The organism is Pseudoduganella sp. OTU4001 (assembly GCF_038440195.1).
In the GTDB taxonomy this organism is placed as follows: domain Bacteria; phylum Pseudomonadota; class Gammaproteobacteria; order Burkholderiales; family Burkholderiaceae_D; genus Rugamonas.
In genome coordinates, this window is sequence record NZ_JASATG010000001.1 from 218,842 (window position 1) to 232,406 (window position 13,565).

15 protein-coding genes are annotated in these 13,565 nt (G+C 63.3%); 2 read left to right on the top strand and 13 right to left on the bottom strand.

Annotation, left to right across the window (positions count from 1 at the left end; translation table 11 throughout):
* Nucleotides 1-2 precede the first annotated feature (2 nt).
* The 9 genes from AAHE99_RS00920 to AAHE99_RS00960 form a co-directional block, all read right to left on the bottom strand.
* Nucleotides 3-473, bottom strand: coding sequence for a hypothetical protein (locus AAHE99_RS00920; RefSeq protein WP_342113467.1), 471 nt, complete (start codon nt 471-473; stop codon nt 3-5).
* A 14-nt stretch (nt 474-487) separates the two neighbouring features.
* Nucleotides 488-1,000 carry a type VI secretion system baseplate subunit TssE gene (gene tssE / locus AAHE99_RS00925; RefSeq protein WP_342113469.1) on the bottom strand — a complete coding sequence of 171 codons (513 nt, stop codon included), beginning with the start codon at nt 998-1,000 and terminating at the stop codon, nt 488-490.
* A gap of 2 nt (nt 1,001-1,002) precedes the next feature.
* Nucleotides 1,003-1,809, bottom strand: a complete 807-nt coding sequence (locus AAHE99_RS00930) for a type VI secretion system accessory protein TagJ (protein WP_342113470.1) — start codon at nt 1,807-1,809, stop codon at nt 1,003-1,005.
* Nucleotides 1,806-2,285 carry an Hcp family type VI secretion system effector gene (locus AAHE99_RS00935; protein ID WP_342113472.1) on the bottom strand — a complete coding sequence of 160 codons (480 nt, stop codon included), beginning with the start codon at nt 2,283-2,285 and terminating at the stop codon, nt 1,806-1,808. The genes AAHE99_RS00930 and AAHE99_RS00935 overlap by 4 nt, the downstream gene beginning before the upstream one ends.
* Before the next feature lie 26 nt (nt 2,286-2,311).
* Nucleotides 2,312-2,794 carry an Hcp family type VI secretion system effector gene (locus AAHE99_RS00940; RefSeq protein ID WP_342113474.1) on the bottom strand — a complete coding sequence of 161 codons (483 nt, stop codon included), beginning with the start codon at nt 2,792-2,794 and terminating at the stop codon, nt 2,312-2,314.
* Between the two features lie 47 nt (nt 2,795-2,841).
* On the bottom strand, nt 2,842-4,335 hold the full coding sequence (gene tssC / locus AAHE99_RS00945) for a type VI secretion system contractile sheath large subunit (protein ID WP_342113476.1): 1,494 nt from the start codon (nt 4,333-4,335) through the stop codon (nt 2,842-2,844).
* A gap of 29 nt (nt 4,336-4,364) precedes the next feature.
* Nucleotides 4,365-4,862, bottom strand: coding sequence for a type VI secretion system contractile sheath small subunit (gene tssB, locus AAHE99_RS00950; protein ID WP_342113478.1), 498 nt, complete (start codon nt 4,860-4,862; stop codon nt 4,365-4,367).
* A 15-nt stretch (nt 4,863-4,877) separates the two neighbouring features.
* A complete protein-coding gene (tssA, locus tag AAHE99_RS00955) occupies nt 4,878-5,873 on the bottom strand; it encodes a type VI secretion system protein TssA (RefSeq protein WP_342113480.1) in 996 nt (331 codons plus the stop codon).
* A gap of 312 nt (nt 5,874-6,185) precedes the next feature.
* Nucleotides 6,186-6,347, bottom strand: a complete 162-nt coding sequence (locus tag AAHE99_RS00960; RefSeq protein ID WP_342113482.1) for a hypothetical protein — start codon at nt 6,345-6,347, stop codon at nt 6,186-6,188.
* A gap of 66 nt (nt 6,348-6,413) precedes the next feature.
* Here AAHE99_RS00960 and AAHE99_RS00965 point away from each other — a divergent pair, with 66 nt between their 5' ends.
* Nucleotides 6,414-7,238 carry a substrate-binding periplasmic protein gene (locus tag AAHE99_RS00965; RefSeq protein ID WP_342113484.1) on the top strand — a complete coding sequence of 275 codons (825 nt, stop codon included), beginning with the start codon at nt 6,414-6,416 and terminating at the stop codon, nt 7,236-7,238.
* A gap of 19 nt (nt 7,239-7,257) precedes the next feature.
* Here AAHE99_RS00965 and AAHE99_RS00970 read toward each other — a convergent pair whose 3' ends face one another.
* Nucleotides 7,258-7,839 carry a substrate-binding domain-containing protein gene (locus tag AAHE99_RS00970; protein ID WP_342113487.1) on the bottom strand — a complete coding sequence of 194 codons (582 nt, stop codon included), beginning with the start codon at nt 7,837-7,839 and terminating at the stop codon, nt 7,258-7,260.
* 253 nt (nt 7,840-8,092) lie between these two features.
* On the opposite strand from AAHE99_RS00970, the gene AAHE99_RS00975 reads away from it, so the two are divergent.
* A complete protein-coding gene (locus tag AAHE99_RS00975) occupies nt 8,093-8,314 on the top strand; it encodes an MFS transporter (protein WP_342113488.1) in 222 nt (73 codons plus the stop codon).
* A 17-nt stretch (nt 8,315-8,331) separates the two neighbouring features.
* On the opposite strand, the gene AAHE99_RS00980 is transcribed toward AAHE99_RS00975, so the two are convergent.
* From AAHE99_RS00980 to AAHE99_RS00990, 3 genes are all read right to left on the bottom strand, one after another.
* A complete protein-coding gene (locus AAHE99_RS00980; protein ID WP_342113490.1) occupies nt 8,332-9,669 on the bottom strand; it encodes a 3-oxoacyl-ACP reductase in 1,338 nt (445 codons plus the stop codon).
* 98 nt (nt 9,670-9,767) lie between these two features.
* Nucleotides 9,768-11,111, bottom strand: coding sequence for an MFS transporter (locus AAHE99_RS00985; RefSeq protein WP_342113492.1), 1,344 nt, complete (start codon nt 11,109-11,111; stop codon nt 9,768-9,770).
* A gap of 51 nt (nt 11,112-11,162) precedes the next feature.
* The gene (locus AAHE99_RS00990; RefSeq protein ID WP_342113494.1) at nt 11,163-13,559 is read right to left on the bottom strand and encodes a polysaccharide lyase 8 family protein; all 2,397 of its coding nucleotides are present in this window, start codon (nt 13,557-13,559) and stop codon (nt 11,163-11,165) included.
* Nucleotides 13,560-13,565 lie beyond the last annotated feature (6 nt).

A 13,565-nucleotide genomic window follows, 5' to 3' on the forward strand; every position in this document is an offset into this window, starting at 1 on the left:
GCTCAGTTTGACTGCGTATCATTCAAATGCGGATTGTTGCTGTCATGGTTGACCAAAAGAAGCAGTCTCTTGTCTTCCTTGGCAAGCAATTGAAATAAGTCGTCATAGCATTCATGGACTGAGTCAAGAATCCCGATGCATCCTTGCGTTCCAGGAAGATTTCCGTCAGGGTGGATCCTTAACGCTGTGCGCCGACTGCTGAAAAGTGGTTCAAGATCGACACTCCATGCAGGGAAACACATCCCACCTCCCCCATTTTCAGATGCCAGGACTTCACGCGCCATTGCTGCGTCGTCGCGATTGAATCTGAGGTTTTTCACTTCGTACAACCCATTTGGGAGAGGCAACAATGAACGCGATCCTGAGCAGGCGTTATAGCTCCGGCCTTTGGCCGATATGCAGAGCTTGCCTTCTACTCGCTCGCGTCCCGGCCCCCTCACGCCTACAAAGACAAAGTCATATTGAGCTTCCATGCCTACCTCGCAGTTCATCTATTCATTGCCAAATCGCGGATTTCCACCGCGCCTGTTTCCAGGTCCAGGTCCGTCTGCAGCAGAAGTTCCAGCGGCGCGGGGTTGCCCCACAGGTGGCCGCGTATCTGGATGCTGACGATGTTGTGCTGGTCCAGCAAAGCGGCGGTGGACAGCGCCTGCACCTGGAGCGAGGCCGGCACGATGCGCGGTTCGAAATCCAGGATCGCCTGCCGGATGCGCTGCTCCACTTCCATCGTGTCCAGGGTCGACGCGGTTTCGCCCGATAGTGCCGGCAGGCCGAAATTCAGCACCGAACGCTGTACGTACTCAAACCCTTCCAGTTCCTCCGCGCCGCTGTAGCGGGTGGAATTGAACAGCCATTCCAGGTCGCGCAGCACGGCTGCGTACAGGCGCTGGCGGTCGATCAGGCTTTCGTCGCGCGCTTCCTGCTTGCGCTCGGGGTTATCGTCGACCAGGCGGTCCAGCAGCGCCGGCTGCAACCGCTCCTGCGTGATGCGCCCGGCCATGGTCAACCCGCACCAGGCGCGAAATCGATCTGGCGCACGTCCATCAGCGGCACTTCGGTCGCGTCGGTCACGAACATGCGCTGCCCCAGGCCGTGGTACAGGTCCGCACCCGCCTCATGCCAGATGGTTTTTCGGGCCAGGCGCAGTAGGCCATCGTCGCTGCTTTCGGTGCCCGGGTAACGTGTCGGGATCAGGCCGACCGCCTCGCCGCCATTGCTGAAAACGAAGTGCGCAGGCATCCACACCAGGTCGCGCAAATCAGCCGGCGCTTCGATCGCAATGTTGCTCAAGCGCGCAAACGGTATCCAGTAATACTTGCCGTTGATGATGGCTTCCAGCACCGGCCCAAGGCGGGAATCGGCGTCGGCCAGCCAGGCAAACGACTGGCCGTTCATGCTGCCGGCTGCCTCCGGCGCCTGTTCAAACGCCATGGCCCGCAGCCTGGTTGCCTGCTGCGGCTGCCCACGGCAAGCCACCAGCAGCGATTCAATCAGCATCGCCAGCCACTGCTCGGGCTCGCCAAACACCAGCGGCGCCTTTTCGCCGGCAAACACCTGCGCGCGCAATGCTTCGCAGCGGATGGCGTCGCCGTACATCTGGGCCATGGCCAGGGCCGACACATCCAGCTCCGCCGCCACGCCGAGCTGGGTCGAAGCACGCTCCCAGTCGCCCAGCACCGCCAGCAGCTGGAACAGGAAAATGCGCAGCGAAGCGTCGGCCGGATCGGCGCGCACCAGTTCCTGCAATTGCTGCATGGCGCGCAAGGGATCGCCGTCCCGCAAGCTTTGCTCGGCAGCCTGACGATTCATGAAGATCCTTCGTAGATATCCATCTCGAACTGCATGCCGCCGCGGTAGGAACCGTCGGCGCCTTGCGGCTTGTATTCGATGGTGCATTTGCTGAAGGCGATCGACAGCTCTTCCATCAGCTCGGCCTGCTCGCCGGCGGCGCTCGATTGCTGCTGGATGGAAGTGATGCGCGCCTTGGCCATCACCACCTTGTAGTATTCGACCGGATTGCTGCCGCCCGCCTTGCGCACCGTCAACACCGCTTCCTTCAGCACCTCGTTATTGCGCAGCGCAGCCAGCAAGGCCGTGGTGGCGCTGTCCACCAGCTTATAGACCTTGAGCTCGCGCACCGTGGTCTTGGAGGTGGCCTGGCCATGGACGGAATTGCCCTCCATGCCCCACGACCAGCCCATCACGTCGATTTCGCCCGCATGGCCGGCGTCGCGCGACTCTCCCTTGATGGCACCTTGCCGGGTGCCATCAATCTTGAGGAACATATCGCCCTGGGACATAGCCCCGCCGCCTAGGCTTTCTGGTTCTTGCCAATATGCCAGGCCACTTCGACCGCGGCATCACCGGAACCATCGCTCTTTTGCGGGAAATACTCCATCTTGTACTCCGCGAAGTTGAGCGTGACGTTTTCGGTCAGCCGGTCTTCGCCGCCGCTGCCGCCAACATTGATCGAGGAAACCAGCACTTGCTTGAAGGTGTACTTGAGGTACTCAAGCGGCTTGTCGCCGGCCTTGCGCACTACCAGGGTGGCCTGGTCGAAGTGCTTGCCGCTGCAGCATGCGCCCAGCAGGTTGGGCGAAGCCTTGTCCACATACTTGGTCAGCGACAGGTCGTTGACACTGGCCTTGCCAGCGCCCCCGCCACCGCCAGTGTGCATGGTGCCGGACTGGCTTGCGCCCCAGCTCCAGGCCAGTACGTCCATTTCGTCCTTGTGCTTACCGTCCTGGGACTCGCCTTTGATATCGTCCAGCTTTAAAAACATGTCAGCAGCCATGACTTTCCTCCTTGGATAACGCCACCTTCAGTACATTTCGCCCCCACTCATGCCGTCCTGGCCGACGGCAGCTTGGAAACCAAGCTCAGTGACACCGTCAGCCCTTCCAGCTGGTAATGGGGACGCAGGGAAAACTTCGACGTGTAATAGCCTGGATTGCCTTCCACCTCCTGCACCACCACCTCGGCCGCGGCCAGCGGCTTGCGCGCCTTGACCAATTCGGAGGAGTGGGCCGGGTCGCCGTCCACATAGTTCATGATCCAGTCCTGCAGCCAGCGCTGCATATCGTCGCGTTCCTTGAACGAGCCGATCTTGTCGCGCACAATGCACTTCAGGTAGTGCGCAAAGCGGCAGCAGGCAAACAGGTAGGGCAAGCGCGCCGCCAGGTTGGCATTGGCGGTGGCGTCCGGATCGTCGTATTCGAACGGCTTTTGCAGCGACTGGGCGCCGATGAAGGCGGCAAAGTCCGAGTTCTTGCGGTGCACCAGCGGCATGAAGCCGTTCTTGGCAAGCTCCGCCTCGCGCCGGTCGCTGATGGCGATCTCGGTCGGGCACTTCATATCGACGCCGCCGTCGTCGGTCGGGAAGGTGTGGGTCGGCAGGCCCTCGACCGCGCCGCCCGACTCAATGCCGCGGATGCGCGAGCACCAGCCGTACAGCTTGAAGGAGCGGTTGATATTGACCGCCATCGCATAGGCGGCGTTCGACCAGGTGTATTTGCTATGGTCGGCGGCGCCGGTATCCTCTTCGAAATCGAATTCCTCCACCGGCGAAGTCTTGGCGCCGTAAGGCAGGCGCGAAAGATAGCGCGGCATGGCCAGGCCGAGATAGCGCGCATCTTCCGATTCGCGCAGCGAGCGCCAGCTGGCATGCAGCGGCGTGCTGAAGATCTTGGTCAGGTCGCGCGGATTGGCCAGCTCCTGCCAGGAGTCCATCCCCATCACCGTGGGCGAGGCGCCGGCGATGAAGGGGCAATGGGAAGCGGCCGACACCTTGGCGATCTCGCCCAACATCTCCACGTCGGCCGGGCTGTGGTCGAAAGCATAGTCGCCGACCAGGCAGCCAAACGGTTCGCCGCCGAATACGCCGTAGCCTTCCTCATAGATCTTCTTGAACAGCGGGCTCTGGTCCCAGGCCGCGCCCTTCCAGCGCTTGAGCATCTTGCCGGCTTCCGCTTTCGAGATGTTCATGAAGCGGATCTTCAGCTGCTCATCGGTCTCGGAATTGTTGATCAGGTAGTGCAGTCCGCGCCAGGAGCCTTCCAGCTTCTGGAAGTCCGGATGGTGCAGGATCAGGTTGACCTGCTCGGTGAGCTTGGCGTCCAGCGCGGCGACCATGGCTTCGATCGTCTTCATGACGTCGTTGCCGATCAGGGTGGTCTGCGACAGCGCCTGTTCGGCCAGGGTGCGCACCGCCTGCTCCACGGCGGTTTTCGCTTCGTCGCTCTTGGGCTTGAATTCCCTTTGCAGCAGGGAGGTAAATTCGCTGCCGCTCTCGACGGCGGCATCCGCTTGCACTGCGAGTTGTTCGGATTCTGGCATGGCATCAGCTCCTGGAGTAATGGCGTGGACTATTCGGTGGGCTTGGCGCTGCTGACCAGCGATTTGAGCAGGGCCGGATCACTCAGTACTTTGCCGATCAGGTCTTCTGCCCCGCCCTTGCCGTCCATCCATGTCATCAGGTTGGACAGCTGCTGGCGCGCTTCCAGCAGCTTGTTCAGCGCATCCGTCTTCTGCGCCACGGCCGCCGGCGAGAAGTCGTCCATGTTTTCGAAGCTGATGTCGATATTGAGGTTGCCTTCGCCGGTCAGCGTGTTCGGCACCTGGAAGGCCACACGCGGCTTGATCGCCTTCATGCGGTTGTTGAAGTTGTCGACATCGATTTCCAGGAACTTGCGGTCTTCCACCGGCGGCAGCGGCGTCGCCGGCTTGCCGGACAAGTCCGCCAGCACGCCCATGACAAAGGGCAGCTGGATTTTTTTCTCCGCCCCATACAGTTCAACGTCGTATTCAATTTGCACACGCGGCGCGCGGTTGCGTCCGATGTTCTTCTGACTGCTGTCTGCCATGGCGACCTCCCCTGTTTATGACTTGCCGATGCCTGCGATGTCCTGGATGCGGTTCAAGCTGTCCGGCGCAAGATCCTGGATGATTTCCACAAAACTCTTGTTCATTAAGCGCTGCGCGCGCCGTATCAGCAGGGGCGCGGGATTGCCCGGCTCGGTGCGCTCGAAGAAGACGCAGATGGTATCGAGCAGGCGCATGGCGTCGTCGCGGCTGCGGATCTCACCGGGCAAGGCCGGCGTTGCAGCGGCCTCGGAGGCAGGTGTGGCCGCCTCGCCGGCATCCGGCGCAAGGCCGGCTTCGCCCAGCGCAGCCTGGCAGCCTTGGGCAACGTACTTCAGCATGTCGCTCATGGGCTTGAGGTCGGTCGCCAGGCCGGCGCCCACTTTATCAATCAGCAGCGCGTGGATGGCGCCGATGCGCGCCACGCAGGCCTGCACCGCTTCGACCGTGCTGCGGTCCTGCGCGGCAGCCCCCGCAATGGCGGCATTGATCTGTGCCTGGCTGTGCTCGCCTTCGCCGGACGTGGGCTTGAGCCGGCCCTGGGCGACCAGCAAGTCGCGCACGGTGATCTTCAAGGGCCCGGCCCGCACCAGGACCGCATCGCGCACGTCCAGCATCATGGCGTCGCGGTCGGCCAGCGCGGCCAGCGTGTTCATGCGCATACCGGGATCGTCGTCTTCCAGGCGTGGATGGACCAGGTCCCAATAGCGTTCCAGCATGGCGTGGATCAGATCGAGGCCGTCGCGCAGGCCCGGCAGGTGCTCCATGCGCACCAGTGCGCGTGTCAGCAGCAGTGCGACGCGCAGGTCTTTGCTGCGCGTCATCAGCTCCAGCGCCTGCTGGCGCACCGTGGGCCAGTCAGGGCCTTCGGCCGGAATCAGCTGGTCGCCGATGCGCTGTTCACCCTTGCCGCGTGCAAGGCGCTCCAGCGCTTCAAATTGCGGATCGTACTTCTCCCCCAAATCCTCGCCGCATGGCGGCGCTTCGGAAGTCTCGGCAAGCAGTACGTCCATATCAACCACAAAGTTCCCCTTCGCGTTCGATAGAGCCAGTGACTTTTTCTATGCAATTGTTATGCCGCTGCTGCTGCCTGCTGAAGTACGTCATTCAATATAGACAATGCGCCGTACTTTGGTAGAAGAACCTGAAACTTTCAGTTTTTCCCAACAATGTCAGTTTGGGATGATCGAAAAATTGTAGCTTTAAACAGTTCAGCCAAAACTCACACTTCCTCACCGGACTCTGGCGCCGGCGCTTGCACAAAGTTTGAGCGGCGGATAAATCCACCGCCAAATCATGCACTTAAGAGTTTGAGGCTGGCCTTGTTAACAGAGTTTTCCACAGAAACCGTTAACAACTTTTTGGCGACGCCAGCGGAACTGCGCCACGATTTGCGACAGCGTCCCATCCCTGGCCAGTGTGGCCACGGCGCGGTTGGCTTCAGCGAGGCCGACACTGCCCCGCGCCAGCTTTTCGAGATTGGCCATGCCGGGATGATCCGGCGGCACTGGCTCATTTGACGAATATGCGCCACTTTCCGGTTACCATAACCCATGAGGAAAAATCGCCTTCTCCGCCGTTTCGCCTTCAGTTTGGCCCTGTGCTGCGCCACGCCTTCGCTCAGCGCCCAGAATATGCCGCTGCGCGTCGCCCTGTCCGACGCCATGCCACCCATGAGCCATATGGAAAATGGCGAAGCACAGGGCATGTTCAGGGAAGTGCTGGAGAGCCTGATCCAGATGACGCCCGGCTACCGCACCGAGTTCCACGCCTTTCCCTGGGCGCGCGCGCAATGGCTGGTGCAAAACGAGCAGATGGATATATTCCTGACTTTCCCCTCGCGCGACCGGCGCAAGTATGCGCACTTTACGCGGCAAGCGGTGTTCACGATGGATTACGGTAACCTGGTCTACCGGATTGGCAATCCCAATACCGAAAAAATCCTCGCCGCACGCAGCTTCGAAGACTTGCGCGGCCTGGTGTTCATCAGCCAGGACATGGTGCAGTGGGAAAAGGAAAACGTCCCCTCCTACATTCCACGCTACACCGTTTACAACCCGACAGCCATCATGCACATGGCTTTCCAGCGCAAGACCGGCGACTTTTTCATCATGCCGGTGGAACAAGCCATCCATTACGCCCGGATGCAGGGCTATAGCGACCAGATGGCCATGCGCCAGGTCAGCTTTATCCCGAACAGCCAGGTACCGTTCCACATCGGCGTGCGCAAGTCGCTGGAAGGCAGCCGCAAACTAGTGGCGGCAATCGAAACGGCAATGCAAAGTCCGGCGTTCCGCGCCAGGCTGCGCGCGATCCAGCAAAAGTACCGCGGCATGACGATATCGGAAGCGGGCGGCGCGGCGGCGCATGCAAAATAGCTTTCTGCCTGGGATATTTTCAGGCCATCGCCGATGGCCTGGCGCGCGGCGCGGCATCCGACTGGCGCCGGATCAGGGAAGCTTCCAGCACCTGATGCGCTGGCGCGCCGCGGCTGCCGTCGCGCTGCGATGCGATGTCCTGCACCAGCAGCTTCAGCGCAGTTTCCGCCATGCTGGCAATCGGCTGGCGGATGGTGGTCAGCTCCGGCCAGATCGTGGTAGCCAGCGCGGTATCGTCGAAACCGGCCACGGTCAGGTCGCCCGGTACGTCGAGGCCCATGCGGTGGGCAATTGCCACGGTGGCCGCCGCCATATCGTCGTTGCTGGCGAAAACCGCGGTGGGACGCTGCGCGAGGTTCAGCAGCTGGTCGGCGGCATCCAGGCCGGAGCGGTAGGTGAACAAGCCCTGCACCATCGGTTCATCCGGCACTTCCAGTCCGGCGTCTTTCATGGCGTCCCGGTAGCCCGCTTTGCGGCGCGCGCTGGCGGTCTGGTTGGGATGGCCGATGATAAAGCCGATACGCTGGTGGCCCAGTGAAACCAGGTGCCGAGTCATGGTGTACGCGGCCTGGTAGTCGTCGATACTGACGGCCGCGCGCATCCGGCAGGCCGCAGGCCACCGCCACCGTTGGCACCCGGGCGCTAGCCAGCAGGTTGATGATGTCTTCCGCGTCGCACAGCGGCGGCGGCAGGATGATGCCATCCACCCCGTTATCCAGCAGGCGCTGCGTCCTTTCCTGCCCTTGCGCGCCGTCGCATTTTTCGATCACCATCTGGGCATTGCTCAAGCTGGCCTGGTTCAGCAAGCCGACCAGGAATTCGCTCAGGTAGGCGGCACTCGGATTGCTGGCGAAATGTTCCCGAACCAGATCCGGGGTTCCGGCCTGGCCGTCGCCGGTGCGGCGCAATGGACCTCGAACTTCCTCATCACCATCACCTTCCCGGTTCTGCTGGCAAGCATCGGCCTGCCCGGCGCTTACGGCATCTACACCGTTGCCGCTGTCATCTCGCTGTTCTTCGTCCTCCGCTACGTCTATGAAACGCGCGGCAAAGAGCTCGAGCAGATGGAAGGCTGAATGCGATGCGGCGTCGCTCAGGCGCCCATTAGTCCCTGGCCGCAGACCCGCACGGTCTGGCCGCTGATGCCGTAGGCGCCGGGCGAGGCAAGGAAGGTCACCAATTCCGCCACATCGCGCGGCTGGCCGCCTTGCAGCAGGGAGTTGAGGCGGCGGCCGATTTCGCGCGTCATGAACGGCACTTTCTTCGTCATCGCCGTTTCAATAAAGCCCGGCGCCACGGCGTTGAAGGTAATGCCGCGCGCCGCGTAGCGCGGCGCCTGGCCCGCCACGTAGCCGATCAGGGCGGCTTTGCTGGTGGCGTAGTTGGTCTGCCCGAAATTGCCGGCAATGCCGCTGATGGACGACAGGCACACTACGCGGCCATGGTCGCGCAGCACGGAGTCCGCCAGCAAGGCTTCGTCGATGCGGGCGACCGCTTCAAGGTTCACGTCCAGCACTTGCTGCCACTGGGACGCTTCCATTTTCGCCATGGTGCGGTCGCGGGTGATGCCGGCATTGTGGACCACGATGTCCACACCGCCACGCTCGCGCAAGGCGGCGCACAGGGCGCCCGGCGCATCCGGGCTGGTGATATCCAGCGGCAAAGCGCTGCCACCGATACGGGCGCACAGCGCGCGCAGGTCCGCTTCGGCCGCCGGCACGTCCGCCGCGACAACATGGGCGCCCTCTTGCGCCAGCCGTTCCGCGATCGCCAGGCCGATGCCGCGCGCGGCGCCTGTCACCAATGCAGATTTGCCCGCCAGCGCGGCAACCTGCGGCACGGCGGACGGCGCCGCCGTCATCGCGCCGATGCGCACCACCTGGCCCGTCACATAGGCCGTTTGCGGGCCGCAGAAGAAGCGCAGCGCGCCTTCGATACGGTCCGCAGCACCCTGCTCCACCTGCAGCAGATTGGCCGCAATCCCACGCCGCCCCACTTCCTTGGCCAGCGAGCGCAGGAAACCGTCCATCCCACGCGCCACGGCCTGGGAAACCGGGCCTTCGCCAGCCGCCGGACCCACCAGCAGCACGCGCCCGTTGCGGGCTAGCCGGCCGGCCAGCGGATGGAAAACTTCATACAGTTCGCGGAAATCAGCCAGCGCCGCGCAGGCTGTCGCATCGACGATCAGCACGTCCAACGCCTGCGCGTCAGCCGCATTCCAGCGCGCGCCGCCCGCATTGCGGACTGCGGCCTCCAGCTGCGCCATGCAGGTGCCGCCTTTGGCAGCCAGCACGGCGGCCGTCCTGCCGGCCAGTGCCTCACCGACATAAGCGCCCGCATGGCGGGCCAGTTCAACCGGTTTCGGCAGGCCAACCAGGCGGACCAGGGGGCCCCAGATCGGAGAACGGTGCAGGCGAATCAGAGTATCCATGAAATATAACGGTCGAAATAGTCGAAGCCAATGGCCGGGGTAGTATTGTATTACCTCGCGAGCGCCCCGCCTTATTTGACCGAATTGCCTCGCCGCGCCTATTGGCACCGAGTCTTTTCAATGTCTTCATGTTGGTGCATGACGTAGTACCAAGTGGCGGCACCGATGGCGGCAAGCGCGCCTGCTGCGGGGAAGATCAGGCTGTAATTGCGGCCGCTCATATCAAGCAAAAGCCCCACGCCGAGCGACACCGCCATCGCCAGGCCAGCTGTGATGGCTGCCGAAAATGCCGCCAGTTCGGAAAACCGTTCGCGCGGCAGAACCCTGGGCAGCAGAGCTGCCGTGCCGCTCAAGAATGCGCCCGACAATACGCCATGCAGCACAAGCCACACCAGGAACGACCTTGGCCCCGTCACGAGCAGCCAGCCGCAGACCATGCAGGCGGCATACAGGGCCAGGGTTCCCAGGCCAATGCGCAGCGGGTGGACGCGGTCGGCCAGCCACCCCAGGGGCATCGCCAGAACGATGGAGATGCAATATGTCAGCGCCAGGGCCTGCCCAAAACTGCTGCGGCCCACGCCGTATTGCGCCAAGGCGTTGTAGGCGTTGACATTCACCGGCAGAAAGGAAATGGTGGCAATGCCCACCGCCGCAAACAAAGCGACGAAAAACCAGGGAAATCCAGAGCGGTCCGCACGCAACCGTCCAGTGAAGCCGCGCTGGGCCGGTACTGCTGGTGGATAGGCCGGTTCGCGCACATAGCGGCACAGCATGAGGAAGGCCGCCAGGTAAATTGCCGCGACCACCAGCATGACGTTGCTCGCCTTGGCCGGCAAGTCTTCATCAAACACCACATAGAAGAAAACCGCACCCACCGACAAGCTGACAATGCGGAACAGGCCGAAGAATCGTCCTATGATGTGATGGGGGACGGTATCGTTGACCAGGGCAATGAACAAGGCATTGCTGGCGAGAGAAAACACTTCGAACAAGGTCCAGCAAGCTGCAATACAGGCCACCACGGCAAACTCGCGCCGGGCGGGATCGACATCACCAAGGCGCAGCAGGAAATCGGCAATCGGTTCGCTCAAGGCCAGCAGCGCCAGGCTGCCAGCCAGCAGCGGCGCAATCGCCAGCAAGAAGGGAATTCGGCGCCCTGCCCGTGTACGGGTGCGGTCGCTCCAGGCGCCGACGGTTGGTGCGCAAAAGAACAGCAGCAGCGCCGGTATCGCGCCAAACAGTATCCCGAACAGCAGCGGGTCCTGGCTGAATTCACGCAATTGGACCTTGGCCAATTCCTGGACGGCGCGTTCCTTGAGCGACCAGGCCAGGTCGCCCACCAGCAGGAAGCAATACAGGGGGAGCTGCGCAAGCAGGCCGCCGGCAGTCAGCACTGCGGCTTGCTTGCGTACTCCTTTGGCCATCAGGAAGTCGTCGTGCACGTCGTACCCGCAAAATTCGGTACGACGAGTATAACAGCGCTACGCCGGCGGCTATTTCAGCGTAAATTCGGCCTCGAAGGTGGCGCCGGCGGCGGCCGTGGTGTCGATGCGCAAGCGCAGCACAGGCGCCAGTTCCAGCACGGTGACGCCTGGCGCCAGCTTGCCCGCCTGCGCCGCCGCTTCCCTGACCGAGACTTCAAGCACCGCCCCGCCCTGCGTCGGTTCGGCGACCGCCAGCTGCAAGCGCTTGCCCCTGTGCGACACGATCAGCGCGGCCGGCGCCGAGGCCCAGGCGTAGGCCTGGCCGCCGCGCGGGGCGCTGCCGGCTTGCCACAGGTTGGCGGCATACACGCCCTGCGCCGGGACCGAGACTGCCGCCGCGGCGTCGTTGTTGGACTCGATGCGGATGCCCGGCTTGGCCGCCGCAGCGCGCGTCGCCGCTTCACTGCTCGCCGGCAGCAGCAGGTAGGCGTACTGCGGGCTGCCATGCGCAATCGACAGCAGCTGGAAGGTATTCTGGCGCACCTGGACCGGGCCGTCTTCATGGATGTCGCGCCAGCTGCCTTGCCGCTCGCCGCGCTCAGTCTTCAGCGCGGTGGCGGCGGGGAATACATAGCCGATGCGGCTGCCGGCCTTGTCGTCCTGCAGGTAAGCCCAATGCGCGCTGGCGGTTTTACCGTTCGCCATTGGCACGCCGTCGACCAGCAGCTTCGCACCGGCCGGATCTGCCAGGCGGCGGTTTTCCACAATCGTCTCGACCGAGCCCTGGCCGCCGCTGATGCCCGAACCCATCGCCAGGATACGGTCTTCGCCCAGCATGAACCAGGATTTGCGGCCACGCAGGTCGGAACCGGTCACGTCGCGCATGCTGAACACCATGCCCAGCGCGGCATGCTGGCCCAGGCTGGCGCCACCGACCCAGGTCTCGGGATTGGGCGTGCGCGTCCAATCCGGCAGCCGCGCCTTGCCGCTGTCGTCGCTGGTCGTGCCAGGCAGGCGGCGTGCGTCGACCGTGGCCCAGAAGTCTTGTCCGAACTGCTCCTGGTGTGCGTCGTACAGGTAAAGCATGCCCATGCCCTGCCACCAGCCACGCACGTTTTCGCCATTACCGGTGGTGAAGGCGCTGACGCGCGGGGACGCCATGGCGAGCACTCCGGTAAATCCCTTGCCGCGCAAAAAGGCCCGGTCCATCGATGGATACAGGCGCGGACCGCTGGCGGGGGGCGCCGCCTGGATCGCAGGGTCGCCCTGGATTGCTTTCAGCAGACCGAGTTCATACAGTGGCATGCCGGAAGTTCCTGCGCCGCCGGCGGCAGAGAGATAGCTTGCGCCGAACGTGCGGTCACGCTGCATGGTGCCCTTGATGATGGAACGCAGCTGCGCCTGGACGTCCGCCGGCGCCACTTCGGCGATGGAGGCCAGGCCGGCCACCGCGCCCCGTCCTACCGAGTGGTCACCCTGGTTATGCATCGCCACCTTGCGGCCACGCATGGCGTCCGGCATGGCGCCATCGACCAGCAGGTCGGCAAAGCTGACGCGCGCCCAGGTGTAGACGTTGGCGACATTCGGGTCGGTAATGGCCCATTCGGAGCCGTTCAGCAAATGCAGCAGGCGGCCATACACTTGCAGGGCGACCACGCCGTAGTTGCCGGCATACGGCACATGACCGTGCTGGATGAACGAGCCGTCGCGGTAAAAACCATCGCCGGCCGTCACGTATTGCAGCGCCGGTCCGATCGCGTCGCGGCCAGCGGCAATCTGTTTGCCGTCCTTGCCCAGCATGCCGCTCAGGATTACCACCTGGGCCTTGTCCAGCAGGTTGGCTGCTGTCTCAAGGTGATTCTTATCGAGACTGCCATCCGGCCGGGTCTTGTAACGGGCATCGGGCACGAACCAGTTGACCGCGGCCAGCGTGCGCTGGCGCAGTTCCGGCGGCAGTGCGCCGCCCGCCAGGCTAAGAACGTTCAGCAGATGCTGCGGCGCGCCGATTTGCCACGACCACCAGTTGCCGTATTGCTGCTTTCCGGCGTGGTAATGCTCGCGCACCAGCCAGTCCAGGCCATAGGCGATGCCCTGCCCCAGCGCGGCGTCCTTGTAGAGCGGCCCGCCGGGGGTTCCGTAGGCCTGCGCCATGGCCAGCAGGCGCGATGCATTGGACACCACGACCGCCGACGCCATGATGACCTTGGGGTTCGCGAAGTCGGCCAGGTCGTCCCACAATGCGGACGCGCCAGGCTCGCGCTTCATCCGCGCCAATGCATCGCGCGCCGTGTCGGCCTGTACGCGCAGTTGCGCAACCACGTCGGGCGCTTGGCGATCAAGCGTGGCTGGCCCGGTCAGCTTGGCTTGCCAGCGTTCCAGCATGGCGTCATAGGCGTCGCCCGCCGTCGCTGCGGCGGATGACAGGCTTGCCGCCATTGCCAGTGCGATTGCCCAATTCTTACGCATCGTCAT